Source organism: Cytobacillus sp. QJM3NY_8, assembly GCF_056173585.1.
Genome location: NZ_CM149681.1, coordinates 3,889,124 through 3,904,799 on the forward strand (window position 1 = coordinate 3,889,124; position 15,676 = coordinate 3,904,799).

A 15,676-nucleotide genomic window follows, 5' to 3' on the forward strand; every position below is an offset into this window, starting at 1 on the left:
TGACTATTAAGTTTGACTTGTCAGGCGGCTTTGGAAAAGGCTTGTCCATCAAAAATGAGGGGAATACTCTTGGTACTCCCCTTTTTCTTATTTCTTCTCCTATTTAGAACGGCTTCCATTTTAACTCAGATGCTTTTAAATACCTGTCTTCTACATCCTTCCAGTTGACAACATTCCACCAACTTTTCACATAATCTCCACGATTATTTTTATATTGCAGATAATATGCATGTTCCCATACATCTAAAACCAGCAATGGGATCGTATCCCACTGGGTTAAGAGCATATGTCTTTCCGACTGAAGTATTTCGAGTCTGCGCGCTCTTGGCGACCAGACCAGTATTGCCCAGCCTACGCCCTCTACCTGTTTGGCTGCTTCAGTGAAATGGTTTTTGAACCTCTCAAAGCTCCCAAAGTATTTGTTAATTTCTTTGAGGAGTGCCCCAGAAGGTTTTCCTCCGCCCTCAGGGCTCATATTATTCCAGAATATCGTATGCAAATAATGGCCCGATCCATGAAAGGCGAGTTCACGGGACCAGTGTTTTACGAGACTGTAGTCATTATTGTCTCTCGCATTTTGAAGCATCACTTCTGCTTTATTCAATCCATCCACATAAGATTGATGATGCTTATCATGATGCAGTCTCATAATTTCACCTGAGATATGCGGTTCAAGTGCACTGTAATCATAAGGGAGCGGAGGCAAAAAGTGCTTACCCGCAGAAATGTACGGTTCATTGATATAGATATTTCCAAGCTGCTGTCTATTAGTAAAATAATTCTCCATATCGGAATGAAGAGTATCTACGTGTTCCTGCAGCTTTTCCAGGGCTTCAATATCGAGGGGACCGTTTATTCCATCCATAATTTCGGTAAAATGATCCAGCCTTTGCCACAGTTCATTGTTTTGTTCAACATCCTCCGAGTCTAAGAAATCTCTTAGCTCTTTGTTCCATTTTGTAACTTCCTTGATGTAATCTTCCATTTTACTCATACAATCCCTCACTCACTTCTTTTTATAGCTCACTTTCTATTTGTATGAGTGGCAGTTTGTACGTTTTCCAAAGAAAATTGGAAACCTGCATATAAAGTGAAACTTCAATCTTTTACTGCCCGCTAGACTGCAGTAAACCCGCCCACAAAAAAAAGAACAGCCGCCTGCTGTTCTTCAACATTCCTATTTTGATTGAATCATTTTTGTCCGGTAGTCGGTTTCGTAATATTCAAGTTCCTCCCGAATCCGCTGGAACTCTCCTTCCAGCTGCCTGAACATTGTTTTTAGGCTGTCAGGAACTTCCTCGTGGAATTGGATTGAGTTTTTTCCAGTATATGCTGAACGGCTATTCTCAAACCAGGCATCATTTTTCGGAGAGAAAAACTCTTCAATGCACTGATGGTAAATCCGATATAATGTCTTTTCGGCAGCCCCCTTTTGGAAGGGTTCACTTTTTAAAATGATCGTGCAGGTATCAAGCCCTTCTTCACAATAAACCAGGAGTTTTCTGACATGTGAAAGAATGCTTTTATAATAATTCACATTTCCCTGCTTTTCTGTTTCAAGATCTTTAATCGTTGTATTATTTAAGAAATCTTCAAAAGCGGCAACGCTATTACCGAGGAAATTTTTCACATCTTCCATTTGTGATTTAACGATTGAATTCCCCATCCATTACACCCCCGTATTTATACACTGGCTATTACTGCGGTTGAACAATAAAATCTAAAGGTGATCGCAGGTCAAAGGATTTTTTATTCTCCAGCGCTTCAAAAATGGATGGAAGCTTGGAAAAGTCCAGATCCTGAAAATAGGATGCAAAATCAGCCTTTGAGTTAAGATAAATTCGTTTGCGATGCCTAAAACCCGGGTTCTTTAATAAACATGAAAGAGCAACAAGATCCTTGAACTGCACCTCTCTCGAACCAGCAATGAAGACCGGGTCCTGTTCATAGGGTGTGAACTCATTCATGGATTCATCAAAGAAACGGACATATAAAACATGAAAAGTTTTCTCCTGCCCATCTTCTTCGAACACAATCTCGCTTCTGTTAAAAAAGTCTTCCGAAGTGTTCGGCTTTTCTTTTTCAAGCTCGTATCCAATGCAATGTTTAATCAGCAAGCAAAACCCTCCTATTTCCCCCGACGGTTTTAAGATGATATGTATGACAGCTGTTTTAAAAGGAAAGGGAAAAATATAAATCTATTTTACCACACTTCCTATGTAATGTGTCAGAAAACTCAAGAATCTAGCTCCTGGAACTTCTCAAAGAATAAATCTGCCTCTTCCTGGAAGGAATCCTCTTCTTCACTAACCTTATCGGGGAGCGGCGGAAGCTCTTCTATGCTTTTAAGGCCAAAATAATCAAGGAATTCTTTAGTCGTTCCATACAGGTAGGCCCGCCCTGTTCCTTCTGCCCGTCCAACTTCTTTAATCAGTACTTTTGCCGATAATGTCTGAAGAGGCCTCTCTGTCTTGACTCCCCTTATCTCTTCAATCTCTGTCCTTGTAATAGGCTGTCTGTAAGCAATGATTGCCAATGTCTCGAGTGCCGCCTGAGATAAGGAAGCGGACGATGGAGATTCTACCAGCTTTTTTAAATACGCAGAAAACTCTTTTTTCGTAACCAGCTGAAAAGTCCCTGCCAGTTCAACCACCATAATTCCGCGGCTGCTATTGCTGTAGTCTTCAATAAGGCTGTCCATGATTTCACGGGCCTGAAGTTCTTCCACCTCCAGAACATGGGCAATTTGCTTTAGGGATAAGCCTTCATCACCGGCTGCAAACAGAAGGCTTTCAGCAATTCCTTTCCAATTAATAATCTCCATACTATTTGTCTCCTTCCATGGACGCTACAAAGATATCCGAGAAGTTTCTGTCCTGCTCGACCTGTATTTCTTTGCGCTTGATTAACTCCAGCACCGCCAAGAAAGTAACCACTATATGTTCTCTGTCTGATATTGGAAAAAGGTCGGTGAATTTTTTCCTCCCCTTAAAATTCCTTAATTGGTCCACAATTTCAGACATCCGCTTCTCTATGGGAATCTCCTGACGGGCAACTTTCGCAGAAAGCGGCCTTTGCAGTTTCTTCCTTCTTAATAACTTTTGCAGAGCACCAAGCATATCATAAAGACTTACACTCAAATCAGCTTTTTCCTGCTGAGAATCATTCACATATTCTGAAAGGTCTGCAGGCGGCTTTGTATACATTAAACTTCTATCCTGTTCGCGCTCCTTAAGCTCTTCTGCAGCTTCCTTATATTTACGGTATTCAATCAGCCGTTCTACAAGTTCATCTCTTGGATCTTCCTCCATTTCCATTCCAAATTCATCCTCCAGCTCTTCCTCTTCATGCTTTGGCAGGAGCATTTTGCTTTTAATAGCCAGCAGTGTAGCTGCCATCACAAGATATTCGCTTGCTACGTCAAGCTGGAGCTCTTTCATTGTATGTATATAAATGAGGTATTGCTCGGTTATTTCTGATACAGGAATGTCATAGATATCGATTTCCAGCCGATTGATAAGATGAAGAAGGAGATCCAGCGGCCCCTCGAACGCATCTATTTTTACGTTATAATGATCATATTGCATAAATACCCACCAAATTTTCCTAATATTGATTCCGTTAAACGCCAAAAGACTATATCTAGTATAGATTATTCATTAATGTTATCCAATAGAAAAATAACCCTGATGTCCGGAATGCCCCCAATTTCATTTTCAAATTTTTTTGATGCGCCCAATCATTCAGGCAATTGCCTACATACGATGTATGGAAATAAAGATACAGGAGGTATATTGAATGTCTAATTCTGGATTTGGAGATTGCGGAACCGGGTTTGCTTTAATTGTAGTGTTGTTCATCCTTTTAATTATTGTAGGAGCTTCCTGGTGCTTCTAAATTGTTGCGTTAAATACAGTAAATAACAAATTCAGCACTTTGCTGGCTGGACCTGAAAAAGGATTGCCTTTCAGAGACCAGCCAGAAGCGCCAAAATATACGTGTTCAAAAGCCCGGTTAAATCGCCGGGTTTTTATTTTTCTGATAACCGCTTCTCCTATGTTAAAATAAAGAAAGAATTGTCAAGGAGTGAAAGTATGTATCCTGATGCATATATCGAGTTCATGGTCCATTTTCATGGTGACCGTGATTATTTTGAATGTCACGAAATACTGGAGGAATACTGGAAGAATACAGATCGAAACAATAAAAGTTCTACATGGGTTGGGCTAATTCTCATGGCAGTTTCTTTTTATCATCATCGCAGAGAAAATAATAATGGTGCCGAACGTACTCTCCGCAAAGGAATCGGCATATTGGAGTGCAGTCCTGCAGATTTGACGGCACTGGGACTTAATGCAGATCAATTGATGAAAGACCTTAAGGACAGGCTCGAGCTGATACAAAAAGGCGGTAAGTACACGAGCGTTAATTTGCCAATAACAGACCACTTGCTTAAGGAAAAATGCATGGATGTTTGCTCCTCCAAGGGATTTGCCTGGTGCTCTGACAGCATTCTACTGGATAAAGAAATTGTTCACCGCCATAAAAGAAGAGATAGAACAATGGTCATTAAAGAGAGACTGGATGCCCTGAATCAGAAAAAAAGGCAGGAATAATAATTATTCGCTGCCTTTTTCTTTATTTTCATTATTGATATCACACTTGTTCAAAAAAGCTTCCGTTTCATCAGTTGCAGTTAACGTTTTGCCAGGGTATAGTTCATCCAATGCTTTTATCATTGTTTTGCCTATCCCTTGATGCCGGTGTGACGGGTTAACAGAGATATGCTGAATCTCCATGGTCTGATCACTTGATGTAACCCCAACCAGCCCAATTATATCTTCGTCTTCCTTCCACAAAAACAGCTGCCAATTTTCTTCTGATTCATATTGCTTCATCGTCTGCTGCAGCCTTTTCAGGTCTTTTTCATTAGGCATGAAAGATAAAAGACCCATTGCAATTTTTTCAAATGATTTTTTATATCGAATTAGCATATTAATCCCTCATTATTTGAATAAAAACATCATAACTATTTTTCCCACTTTTTAATATTTATAAACTTACCATAACAGTATATGTATTCATGCTGAATGTTGCTATTTTCGAATAAAAACCGTATAATCCATTGCCTTAGCGCCTTTTTTGATACAAGACGGCTCTAAACTATAAAAAACCAGTAAACCAGTCCCCATCCGATACTTAAGACAAGCAATAAAATAAAAAGAAGCCAATTGCTTTTTTTCATGATTCCTTACTGCCCCCATTTATATAAATCCTATGACTCACAAACTATCATTCATTTTACACTATTCTTTTTGATAATTCCATTCTGCTTGCTGAAATAGGCATTTTGAGCTAATGTTTCAGGTAAAGAAGAATTGAAACTTTTCCGCATAAGAATCGTCTATTTACAGGAAGCCATTATAATTAAGGCAGACTTGTCATACATGGCTTACCTATTTTTGCTTCGGGAGGAAACCGCATGAAATGGAATAAAATGCTTGCGCTATTCATGATTTCGCTATTATTTATTATGCCGATACAGGCATTTGCCGATATGGCAGAAGGTGACGTAATTGTCACCCTAGGAGAGAATCTATCAGAAGAACAAAAAAATATGCTTCTGGCTGAAATGAAAGCTCCGAAAGATGCGGCCATCATTACTGTTTCAAATGAAGAAGAACATAAATATCTTGGCAATTATATCTCTAAAGCTTTAATAGGCACGAGAGCGATATCTTCTTCAGCTGTCACAATAGCAAAACAAGGCTCCGGACTTGAAGTTGAGACAAAGAATATCAACTGGGTTACTGATGAAATGTATATTAATGCCTTGATTACTGCAGGTGTAAAAGATGCGAAAATCTATATAACAGCTCCTGCGAATGTTTCCGGAACAGCTGCCTTAACAGGCATCATCAAGGCATATGAAATTTCGGCCGAAAAAACAATCCCTGAAGAAGTAAAACAGGCGGCTAATGAAGAAATGGTCGAAACAGCTAAGCTTGGCGATTCGGTCGGAAACGAGAATGCTGCTGCTTTAATTGCCAAAATTAAAGAGGAAATTGCAAAAAACTCACCTGAAACCGATGCAGAACTAAGAACTATTATCGAAAATGCCGCCAAGGAACTCGGCATCACTCTGACTGAACAGGAGATTTTAAGTTTAATAGATTTGTTCAACAAGCTGAAAGAGCTTGATATCGACTGGAATCAGGTCGGCGAGCAGCTTAACCAGGCAAAAGACAAAATATCCAAATACCTTGAAAGTGAAGAAGGCCAAGGTTTTTTAGAAAGTTTAAAGCGTTTTTTTGTGAGTGTAATAGACGCTGTTAAAGCCTTCTTCTCTTAAAAAATTAAGCTGCCTTGACGGGCAGCTTAATTTTTTATTTTTTCATTGATTGGCAAATCCAATCTTAAAATGTCCTCGTATGTTTCTCTTTTAACAACCAGCTTTGCCTCTCCATTTTCAATAAAAACGACAGGCGGCCTTGGAATTCGGTTATAGTTGTTTGCCATGGAATAGCCGTATGCGCCGGTGCAGAAAACCGCCAAGAGGTCTTGATCCCCTGCTTTTGGAAGAGGCAAATCCCAAATAAGCATATCGCCTGATTCACAGCATTTACCGGCAATTGATACTGTCTCTTCGGGTTTATCCAATACCCGGTTTGCCAATACCGCTTCATATTTAGCCTGATAAAGAGCCGGCCTGATATTGTCACTCATGCCGCCGTCCACAGCCAGATAATTTCTGACATTTGGAACCTCTTTGCGTGATCCCGTCTGGTATAAAGTTGTCCCTGCATCTCCCACAAGGGAGCGCCCCGGCTCAATCCAAATTTCCGGCATCTTCATTGAGTAATGTTCAGCCTGTTTCTTAACTTCCCCAATGATTTCTTCAACATATTGAGATGCATGAATCGGATCATCATCTTCTGTATAGCGGATTCCAAAACCTCCGCCTAAGTTAAGCACTATAGGTTCATAAGCATGCTTTTCTTTCCATTCTGCCATCTTTTCAAAAATTTTCTTGGCAGCCAAAATGAATCCTGTTGTATCGAAAATCTGAGAACCGATATGACAATGCAGTCCAAGTGTTTCGATCCAGCTTGAATTCAGCGCTTTTTGTAAAGCCGTTTCCGCCTGTCCATTCTGAAGGTCAAACCCAAATTTTGAATCTTCCTGGCCAGTTAAGATATAATCATGGGTATGGGCTTCAATTCCAGGTGTAACCCTCAGTAAGATTTTTGTCCTGGCTGCAAGAGATTCGCAAATCTCCTCTAATAATTCCAGCTCATAAAAATTATCGACAACAATACAGCCGACCTGATTCTTAAGAGCCATTTTCAATTCTTCTCTGCTTTTATTATTCCCGTGAAAATGAATTCTTTCAGGTGGAAAATCTGCAGCAAGAGCCGTGTATAACTCTCCGCCTGAAACTACATCCAAAGAAAGACCTTCTTCATCAACAAGCTGAACCATGGCCACTGTAGAAAAAGCTTTGCTTGCATATGCCACTTGTGCTTTTATTCCAAGCTTATCGAAAGTCTGCTTAAATCCCCTTGCCCGTTCTCTTATTAATGCCACATCATATACGTATAAAGGTGTTCCAAATTGACCGGCAAGATCGACTGTGTCCATACCGCCAATTTCAAGATGCCCTTTTTCATTTACCTTCATGGTGCCGTGAAAATACATGGTTCCCCCTCTTCCTTTTCCGCAGGAGCCAGGCCAGGTTCCCCTGCCCCCGTGATTAATCAGTTTATGAAAGAAAAAGACAGCTGCGTAAGAGACTGTCTATTCTGTTTCCTTTAATCCTTTATTTAATTAAAAAAACTTTACCATATTTCGTGTATTTCCGCAATCGGCATTACGCGTATTTCTTATTTAACAGGCTGCTTATAACGATTTTTAGTCTGGACAATACTCGGCCTGATCTTTGAACCGGGCATGGAACGGCGAATCAGGATTTGGGTTAAAGCCACCGGGCTGAATGGAATAAATGGCCATAGATATGGTGTATTTAAAGATTTAATGCTTGCCAGCAGGAGAATGATTAGTGTGAGTCCCACGACTAGGCCGGGTGTATGGAAAATGGCAACTGCCACAAGCAAACACAATCGCAGAATTTTATTGGCAATGCTCAGTTCATAGCTTGGTGTCGTATATGTTCCAATTGCCGAAAGTGATACATATAAAATGACTTCAGGAACAAATAGGCCAACATCTATGGCAATTTGGCCTATAAGTACAGCGGCTATTAAGCCCATAGCTGTTGAAAGCGGTGTAGGTGTATGGATGGCTGCAATCCTTAGAAACTCAATTCCGATGTCTGCAAGAAACAGCTGGGCTATGACAGGCACATTCGTTTCTTCGTTTGGTCCGATAAACGCGATCCTTTCAGGCAGAAGCGAAGGCTCCAAAACAAACAAGAACCATAGCGGCAAAAGCACAACAGAAGCCAAGAGACCTAAAAAGCGAATCCAGCGGACAAATGTGCCGACAGCTGGCGATTGCCTGTATTCTTCCGCATGCTGTAAATGATGGAAATAAGTAGTAGGTGTTATAATCACACTTGGTGAAGTATCAACAAAAACAATAACATGCCCTTCAAGCAAATGGGCTGCTGCCACATCTGCCCTTTCCGTATACCGTACCAGCGGGAAGGGATTGTAACCCTGTTTCAGTATAAATTCTTCAACTGTTTTATCAGCCATGGTAATGCCATCTATTTCAATGGCTTTTATTTCTTTTCTAATTAAATCAACTAAATCCTGATTGGCCACATCTTTAATGAAACCAATGGCAACATCCGTTTTAGACCTTTCACCTACGCGCATTATCTCAAATCGCAGTCTCTCATCCCTAATTCTTCTGCGGGTTAAGGCCGTGTTTACTATAATATTTTCTACATAGCCATCTCTTGATCCGCGGACAACTTTTTCAGTATCCGGCTCCTGAGGGGTTCTGCCGGGATAGCTTCTGACATCGATGACAAGACCTTCTCCCTCTCCCTCGCCTACAACCACAATTAGACCTGAGAGCACCTGATCGACCAGCTCATCCATTGTTTTAATGTGTTCAATTGATTGATGCCTCAGCCTGTTTTCAATGATTTTAAAAAGGTTAGCGGAAAGTTTTTCACTGTCATTGATTCCAACCAATCCCTCAATGATAGCAATGATATAATTCGTATCCGTTAATCCGTTAATATAATAGAAATGTACATCCTTCCTTAAGATCGTTAGCTTTCTGACACCCAGATCGAAGCTTTCTCCCAGGCCGACTCTATTTTTCATATATTTTTCAATTTCATGTACGGATTCAAATATGGGTGTCTTATCTTCTTTCGTCTTCCTTTGTGCCATAATAGCCGCTCCTTTCCAATACAAGTTCTACTGCCTTTTTAGTAATCGGTGATCCTGCATCATAATGATCTTTTTTGGACATCTTCCCGATATCGCCAATTCCCACGATTATCGGCACATCCAGCTGATCCAGACAATAAACGGTATCACCATTGATTCTGCCTATTTCCATCTCGGGAACTCCAAACTTATCAACTCCGTAGGGGGTTAATTCGCCATTATTATCAATACACACATCTACTTTTGTCCATTCGGCCTGTCTTGTTTTTGAGGCAACTGCTATGATTCCCAGAACATCGATATCCTTATGGCACGCAACATATTTCAGCGCATTCTCTCCAGTTCCCTCCCCGATAAACCCGCTGTCATCAAACATAACCAGGACAGGATCATGGGAAACCTTTTTTATTAGCTTGACGATTTGCTGACCGGTTAAGATTGAAGGGTTTCCATGCGACAAGGACAAACATCTTCCTCCGATTTCCTTAGCAACAAGTTCAACTGTCTTCCTTGCAAAATCGTCTCCATCTGTTATAAGAATGACGTGCCTCCGTTCATCCATAGCGGCTTTTCCTTTCCGAATCCTCATTTTTTCTTTAAATATGCCCAGCCGATTGCTTATTTATTTACAAAATAAATCCATTGAAACAGTGATCCGAACACCTTTCCAAATACAAATGCCATTAATAAAATCGCAATTTTCCCATCCACTCCGATTCTTTTCGCAAGGATTGGAAATACATTCAAAACTTCGGTTAAAGCTGCTGCCAGCATTCCAATAAATATTCCCGACGCGAGCCCCAGGGGGATTAAAAGCAGCGGTGTTAACTGGAGCACCGGATCCCATAAAGTTGCCAGGGCACCTGCCAAAGCACCCATAACAACTGCAGCTTCATAATGATGGATCATTTTCATCGTTTTGGTCAGCTGGGTCAGCCTCGGGATAATGCCTAAAACAGCCAGAAAGGCAACGAACCCTGAACCAACAGCGAGCCCCCCCGCAAATCCAATGATCATTACCAGGACAACATTAATGGTCATCAAGATACTTCATACTCTCCTTGTTTTCTTTCAATGCAACATAATTATCAAGATCCAGCTGATAATTGAACATTTCCACTTCCAATGGGCTAGGCTCTTCATTAAGCCGCTTCTTAAAAACATGATTAAAGAATATGATCATGCCGAGCCCCAGGCCTATGGAATAGGGAATTTGAAAAATGAGGGGCTTTCTGTCCACTTCCCCAGTTATGAGAGTGTAAATTCTAAGCTGTACAGCCTGCATGCTCACATCTTCATGAAAATTCATAATTGCCAGGGCGGCACCAATAAACAGAAGCAGCCAAACCAGCAGGAAAAGAGGGAATGATACTTTTTGCTTTTTTGTAACAACCTCAACTATCGATTGAGCCGGCCCAATCGACTGGACCTCCAGGTTTGAAAATAATTGGGTAATGGCACGAATTACCTTCATAACGTCAATTATCACAATATTTTGGTCATGCTCATTTACTTTATATAGCGGAAGTGCACAAAGCTTTACATAAATATCATCATCGGCAATGACCTGTGCAATATCTTTAAGCAGTATTATCTGATTGGGCCGTATTTGCAGACGGTGCCGCAAGCGAATATAAACTGTTTTCTCCAAAACGCTCACTTCCCACAAAGTGATTTCCTTTTTATAAACTTGGTACGACTATTTAGAGCGTTTCCGCTTTTGTGTCTATATTTAGTATGAGTTACATATATTAGCTTCATGAACTCCAATAATTGGCTGTTTAGAAAAGCAGCAGAAGTGGGGGATCTAGACAGGTATCGATGTCCAAAGCTTTATGCTTTGGTATTTTGAAAATAAAAAAAAAGACCGGATGGATTTATATATCCATTCGATCTTTCATTTGCTGGAGTATCTTTTTTTCAAGACGCGATACCTGAACCTGGGAAATACCAAGCCTTGCTGCCACTTCAGATTGAGTCTGATCTTTATAATAGCGCAAATAAACTATCAGTCTTTCCCGCTCATCCAATTCGCGGATCGCTTCTTTTAGAGCTATTTTATCAAACCATTTCCCTTCATTGCCATCATCTATCTGATCGAGCAGCGTTATGGGATCTCCATCATTTTCATAAACTGTTTCATGTATTGATGAAGGTATCCGGCTTGCTTCCTGGGCTAGGATAATATCTTCCGGAGAGATTTCCAGAAACTCGGAAAGCTCTGTAACTGTTGGGATGCGGCCAAGCGTTTTTGATAGCTCATCTTTGGCCTTCCTGATTTTATTGCCCATTTCCTTCAATGAACGGCTTACCTTCACCGTTCCATCATCGCGGATGAATCTTTGGATTTCTCCGATAATCATTGGAACCGCATAGGTTGAAAACTTCACATCATAACTGAGATCAAATTTATCAACCGATTTCAACAAGCCAATACAGCCAATTTGGAAAAGGTCATCCGGTTCATATCCTCTATTCAAGAATCTCTGGACGACAGACCAGACAAGACGCATATTTTTTTGAACAATTTTGTCTCTCGCACCCTGATCTCCGCTTTGGCTTTGCTTTATAAGCTCCTTGACTTCATTGTCCTTTAAATAGGTTTGGCCCTTCTCTGCTTTAACCTCCACATCCATAGCAAGACTCCCTTAATTGCATAGCATTTTACTATTTGATAAATGCTTCCTTAATCGGATCTCTGTGCCTATCCCCGGCTGCGATTTGATTTCGATTTCGTCCATGAAATTTTCCATGATGGTAAAGCCCATACCTGATCTTTCCAGTTCAGGCTTTGTTGTAAATAACGGCTGACGTGCCTCCTCCACATCCATAATTCCAAGGCCTTTATCCTTAATGGTCAAATCAATGAATCCATCTTCAATCAGGACAGAAATATAGACAATCCCATTAGGATCATTTTCATAGCCGTGAATAATGGAGTTGGTTACAGCTTCGGAAACGACAGTTTTAATTTCTGTCAGTTCATCCATTGTCGGATCAAGCTGAGCAATAAAAGCAGCAACAGTGACACGAGCGAATGATTCATTTTGGCTAAGTGCGCTGAATTCGAGGTTCATCACATTTTTCATATTTCAGGCAACCCCCAATCTTTGCAGTGCGTTTTCTTCTGTCGGTTCTAAACGGATAATCTTAAATAAACCCGACATATCAAATAGTCTCTGCACCGCTGGAGAAATGGCACAAACAACCATTTCACCATGCTTTTGTTTGATTTGTTTGTATCTGCCCAAAATAACTCCCAACCCTGAACTATCCATAAAAGAAAGCTGCTCAAGGTTTAAAATAATGTGATGGATGTCATGCTCTTCAATCGCCCTTGTTGCCTGTTCACGCAGCTCATCTGCCGAATGGTGGTCCAGCTCCCCGCTTAAACGAATACATAAGACATCATGCTTCACTTCCAAATTAATGTTAAGACTCACTATCTTAGCCTCCTTATCTGGTACCCGCAACTGAAAAAGCCGCTAATACTCCATGCTCTTTCTCCGGATAGGATAAGCCGGAATCTCAAAAAATTCCGGTATCCGCCCTTATAGTGAGTCAATTTCGATGCATGATGTTTCATTTCCTTCCTGGAGACAAAACTAGTGCATTTTCGCTAAAAATAATTAACATAAAGATTCTTTTCGACAAAAATGAATGGTTATTTATTCAGCTTTTGAAAATAATCCCATAGATCTCTTAAACAAGGTCCACCATGATGCTTCCATACTATCTTCTTTAGCAACCAGAGGGCTTTCAACTAAAACTTTTCCATTCTTTTTCAAGGTTAGTGTCCCGATTTGATCGCCCTTTTGGACAGGTGCTTTAATATTTTTATTTAATGTAACTTTTTGTTCAATTTCCTCAATGCTTTCACCTTTTTTAGTTAATAGGGAAATCGGTTCGCTTGTCAGGGCTTCAACCATTTTCTTCTCCCCTTTGCTTACTGCAACTTTGCCAAGGACATGATTTCTTTCATACATTGGATGTGTCTTATATTGGCTAAATGCATAGTCGAGCATTTTAGTCACTTGGGCATTGCGTTCTTTGGAAGTCGGTGCGCCAAATACAACTGCTATTACCCGCATGCCATCTTTCTCGGCAGTTGCTGTCAAGCAGTATTTTGCTTCAGATGTGAAACCTGTTTTAAGCCCATCAACTCCTGGATAAAATCGCACAAGGCGATTTGTATTGACAAGCCAGAATTTTTTATCTGTGTCCTCACGAAGATAGGCTTCATAGGTTCCAGTAAAATCTGTTATCTTTTCATATTTAAGGAGCTCTTTTGCCATTATTGCCATATCATGTGCAGTACTGTAATGTTCTTTAGCTGACAGGCCTGTAGGGTTTTGGAAATTAGTGTTCTTAAGGCCTAATTCCTTTGCCTTATTATTCATCATTTCAACGAAAGCTTCTTCTGAACCAGCAATTCTCTCAGCCATTGCAACGGACGCATCATTTCCTGAACCAATAGCGATTCCCTGCAGCATTTGCTTTGTGGTCATTTCTTCACCTGGCTCAAGGAAAATTTGCGAGCCGCCCATTGATGCCGCATACTCGCTTGTCCGGATTTTCTCATCCCATGACAGCTTTCCTTCATCTATAGCTTCCATGATTAGAAGCATTGTCATTACTTTAGTCATACTCGCAGGCGGCAGCTGTTCACCGCTATTTTTTTCATACAATATCGATCCGGTATCACGTTCGATAAGAATTGCGGATTTCACATTATCCGCTAAATCTGCACTGCTTTCTCTTGCAAATCCTGAAGGAACAAAGATTGTTGCCATTAATAATGTTATTAACATCAATGAGACGAGTCGTTTCATCACACAATACCTCCATTCTTTATAGCCTCCATTTTTTCCATTCAAAGAAAATTTATACAGTTCTGGCTGACTAAAAAGAAAATAAGAGAAACAGCACCACAGCAAAAAGCCGCCAGACATAAAGTCCTGGCGGCTTTTTGCTGCTATATTATTCAGTTATTTCTTCATGAATCAATACTGGAGCCGGTACTTTTTCAGTCGACATAGCAATGTTTTCATAAAGCATATTTCTTACTTCTTCTACATTTTCGAAGTTGCTGTAGATGGTTACGAGAGATTCGCCCTTCTGTACCTGGTCGCCGATTTTCTTTCTTAACATAAGGCCGACAGCAAGATCGATTTCGGATTCCTTGGTTGCTCTTCCTGCTCCTAAAAGCATGGCTGCTGTTCCGATTTCATCCGCTGCAATCTCAGAAACATAGCCATCCTGCTTAGCTTCTAATTCAAATGTATATTTTGCCTGAGGCAATTTTTGCGGATCATCAACAACGGAAGCATCTCCGCCCTGAGAGCTTAAGAATACTTTGAATGTGTCTAAAGCGGAACCGTCTTTAATAACATTTTCAAGCTTCTCACGCGCTTCCTTCAATGAATTCGCTTTTTTCGCCAAGAAAACCATATGGCTGCCCAAGGTCAGGCAAAGTTCTGTCAAATCTTCAGGACCTTCGCCTTTTAATGTATCGATCGCTTCTTTTACTTCAAGGGCATTTCCAATTGCATAGCCCAGCGGCTGGCTCATATCGGAGATAACTGCCATTGTGTTTCTGCCAACATTATTTCCGATTCGAACCATCGCTTTCGCTAATTCACGTGAATCATCAAGTGTCTTCATAAATGCGCCAGCGCCTGTTTTAACATCAAGGACAATGGCGTCAGCACCTGCAGCGATTTTCTTGCTCATAATCGAACTTGCAATTAGAGGAATGCTGTCGACTGTAGCTGTAACATCGCGCAGTGCATACAACTTTTTGTCAGCTGGTGTTAAGTTTCCGCTCTGTCCAATTACTGCAATTTTATTTTGATTAACAAGCTTTATAAATTCATCATTTTCAATTTCCACATGGAAACCTACTACAGACTCAAGTTTGTCGATTGTTCCGCCTGTATGTCCGAGTCCCCTGCCTGACATCTTCGCAACCGGAACACCCACTGCCGCTACAAGCGGCCCCAGGACCAGTGTTGTTGTATCGCCAACACCGCCAGTTGAATGTTTATCTACTTTAATGCCTTCTATTTTCGATAAGTCGATTTGATCACCGGATTCTACCATCGCCATAGTCAAGTCGGCTCTTTCGCTCTCTGTCATTCCCTGGAAAAAGATAGCCATTGTTAAAGCACTTACCTGATAATCCGGGATTGATCCGTCTGTATATCCTTTAATGACAAACTGAATTTCTTCTGTTGTTAACTCAAGTCCATCCCTTTTCTTTTCAATAAGATCCACCATTCTCATCATCAAACACCACTGCTTTCATT

At 40.7% G+C, this 15,676-nt stretch carries 19 protein-coding genes; 3 read left to right on the forward strand and 16 right to left on the reverse strand.

The genetic code is table 11. The annotated features are described in order from the left end of the window. Positions 1-103 precede the first annotated feature (103 nt). From AC0VZ9_RS20015 to AC0VZ9_RS20035, 5 genes are all read right to left on the reverse strand, one after another. Positions 104-994: a superoxide dismutase gene (locus AC0VZ9_RS20015; protein WP_071157035.1), complete on the reverse strand. Its 891-nt coding sequence runs from the start codon at positions 992-994 to the stop codon at positions 104-106. A gap of 183 nt (positions 995-1,177) precedes the next feature. After that, positions 1,178-1,666: a YpuI family protein gene (locus AC0VZ9_RS20020; protein ID WP_009332810.1), complete on the reverse strand. Its 489-nt coding sequence runs from the start codon at positions 1,664-1,666 to the stop codon at positions 1,178-1,180. Positions 1,667-1,697: 31 nt separating this feature from the next. Beyond that, positions 1,698-2,117 carry a hypothetical protein gene (locus AC0VZ9_RS20025; RefSeq protein ID WP_019380351.1) on the reverse strand — a complete coding sequence of 140 codons (420 nt, stop codon included), beginning with the start codon at positions 2,115-2,117 and terminating at the stop codon, positions 1,698-1,700. Positions 2,118-2,236: 119 nt separating this feature from the next. Beyond that, positions 2,237-2,824, reverse strand: coding sequence for an SMC-Scp complex subunit ScpB (gene scpB / locus AC0VZ9_RS20030; protein WP_071157033.1), 588 nt, complete (start codon positions 2,822-2,824; stop codon positions 2,237-2,239). Position 2,825: 1 nt separating this feature from the next. Further along, the gene (locus AC0VZ9_RS20035; protein WP_475396659.1) at positions 2,826-3,587 is read right to left on the reverse strand and encodes a segregation/condensation protein A; all 762 of its coding nucleotides are present in this window, start codon (positions 3,585-3,587) and stop codon (positions 2,826-2,828) included. Positions 3,588-3,798: 211 nt separating this feature from the next. Between AC0VZ9_RS20035 and AC0VZ9_RS20040 the strand changes: the two genes are divergently transcribed. Both AC0VZ9_RS20040 and AC0VZ9_RS20045 read left to right on the forward strand, forming a co-directional pair. Continuing rightward, on the forward strand, positions 3,799-3,897 hold the full coding sequence (locus AC0VZ9_RS20040; protein ID WP_019380349.1) for a YjcZ family sporulation protein: 99 nt from the start codon (positions 3,799-3,801) through the stop codon (positions 3,895-3,897). 197 nt (positions 3,898-4,094) lie between these two features. Then, positions 4,095-4,616, forward strand: coding sequence for a DUF309 domain-containing protein (locus AC0VZ9_RS20045; protein WP_019380348.1), 522 nt, complete (start codon positions 4,095-4,097; stop codon positions 4,614-4,616). A gap of 3 nt (positions 4,617-4,619) precedes the next feature. On the opposite strand, the gene AC0VZ9_RS20050 is transcribed toward AC0VZ9_RS20045, so the two are convergent. Then, positions 4,620-4,994 carry a GNAT family N-acetyltransferase gene (locus tag AC0VZ9_RS20050; RefSeq protein ID WP_019380347.1) on the reverse strand — a complete coding sequence of 125 codons (375 nt, stop codon included), beginning with the start codon at positions 4,992-4,994 and terminating at the stop codon, positions 4,620-4,622. A 488-nt stretch (positions 4,995-5,482) separates the two neighbouring features. Between AC0VZ9_RS20050 and AC0VZ9_RS20055 the strand changes: the two genes are divergently transcribed. Then, positions 5,483-6,352, forward strand: coding sequence for a DUF1002 domain-containing protein (locus AC0VZ9_RS20055; protein ID WP_009332817.1), 870 nt, complete (start codon positions 5,483-5,485; stop codon positions 6,350-6,352). Between the two features lie 26 nt (positions 6,353-6,378). Here the strand turns inward: AC0VZ9_RS20055 and lysA are convergent, their stop codons facing one another. The 10 genes from lysA to AC0VZ9_RS20105 form a co-directional block, all read right to left on the reverse strand. Continuing rightward, the gene (gene lysA / locus AC0VZ9_RS20060; RefSeq protein WP_019380345.1) at positions 6,379-7,698 is read right to left on the reverse strand and encodes a diaminopimelate decarboxylase; all 1,320 of its coding nucleotides are present in this window, start codon (positions 7,696-7,698) and stop codon (positions 6,379-6,381) included. A 185-nt stretch (positions 7,699-7,883) separates the two neighbouring features. Then, the gene (locus AC0VZ9_RS20065) at positions 7,884-9,368 is read right to left on the reverse strand and encodes a spore germination protein (protein WP_009332819.1); all 1,485 of its coding nucleotides are present in this window, start codon (positions 9,366-9,368) and stop codon (positions 7,884-7,886) included. Then, the gene (spoVAEA, locus tag AC0VZ9_RS20070; RefSeq protein WP_019380344.1) at positions 9,340-9,930 is read right to left on the reverse strand and encodes a stage V sporulation protein SpoVABEA; all 591 of its coding nucleotides are present in this window, start codon (positions 9,928-9,930) and stop codon (positions 9,340-9,342) included. The genes AC0VZ9_RS20065 and spoVAEA overlap by 29 nt, the downstream gene beginning before the upstream one ends. 56 nt (positions 9,931-9,986) lie before the next feature. Next, complete coding sequence (locus AC0VZ9_RS20075; protein ID WP_113884466.1) at positions 9,987-10,409, reverse strand: stage V sporulation protein AB; 423 nt, start codon at positions 10,407-10,409, stop codon at positions 9,987-9,989. After that, positions 10,399-11,019, reverse strand: coding sequence for a stage V sporulation protein AA (locus AC0VZ9_RS20080; protein WP_009332822.1), 621 nt, complete (start codon positions 11,017-11,019; stop codon positions 10,399-10,401). Before AC0VZ9_RS20080 ends, AC0VZ9_RS20075 begins: the two co-directional genes overlap by 11 nt. A gap of 226 nt (positions 11,020-11,245) precedes the next feature. Beyond that, positions 11,246-12,004 carry an RNA polymerase sporulation sigma factor SigF gene (gene sigF / locus AC0VZ9_RS20085; RefSeq protein WP_009332823.1) on the reverse strand — a complete coding sequence of 253 codons (759 nt, stop codon included), beginning with the start codon at positions 12,002-12,004 and terminating at the stop codon, positions 11,246-11,248. 12 nt (positions 12,005-12,016) lie between these two features. Continuing rightward, a complete protein-coding gene (gene spoIIAB / locus AC0VZ9_RS20090) occupies positions 12,017-12,457 on the reverse strand; it encodes an anti-sigma F factor (RefSeq protein WP_009332824.1) in 441 nt (146 codons plus the stop codon). Between the two features lie 3 nt (positions 12,458-12,460). Beyond that, complete coding sequence (gene spoIIAA / locus AC0VZ9_RS20095; protein WP_009332825.1) at positions 12,461-12,811, reverse strand: anti-sigma F factor antagonist; 351 nt, start codon at positions 12,809-12,811, stop codon at positions 12,461-12,463. Between the two features lie 225 nt (positions 12,812-13,036). Continuing rightward, entirely contained in the window at positions 13,037-14,200 is a 1,164-nt protein-coding gene (locus AC0VZ9_RS20100) for a D-alanyl-D-alanine carboxypeptidase family protein (protein WP_009332826.1), read from the reverse strand. A gap of 148 nt (positions 14,201-14,348) precedes the next feature. Then, positions 14,349-15,653, reverse strand: coding sequence for a pyrimidine-nucleoside phosphorylase (locus AC0VZ9_RS20105; protein WP_019380340.1), 1,305 nt, complete (start codon positions 15,651-15,653; stop codon positions 14,349-14,351). Positions 15,654-15,676: the final 23 nt, after the last annotated feature.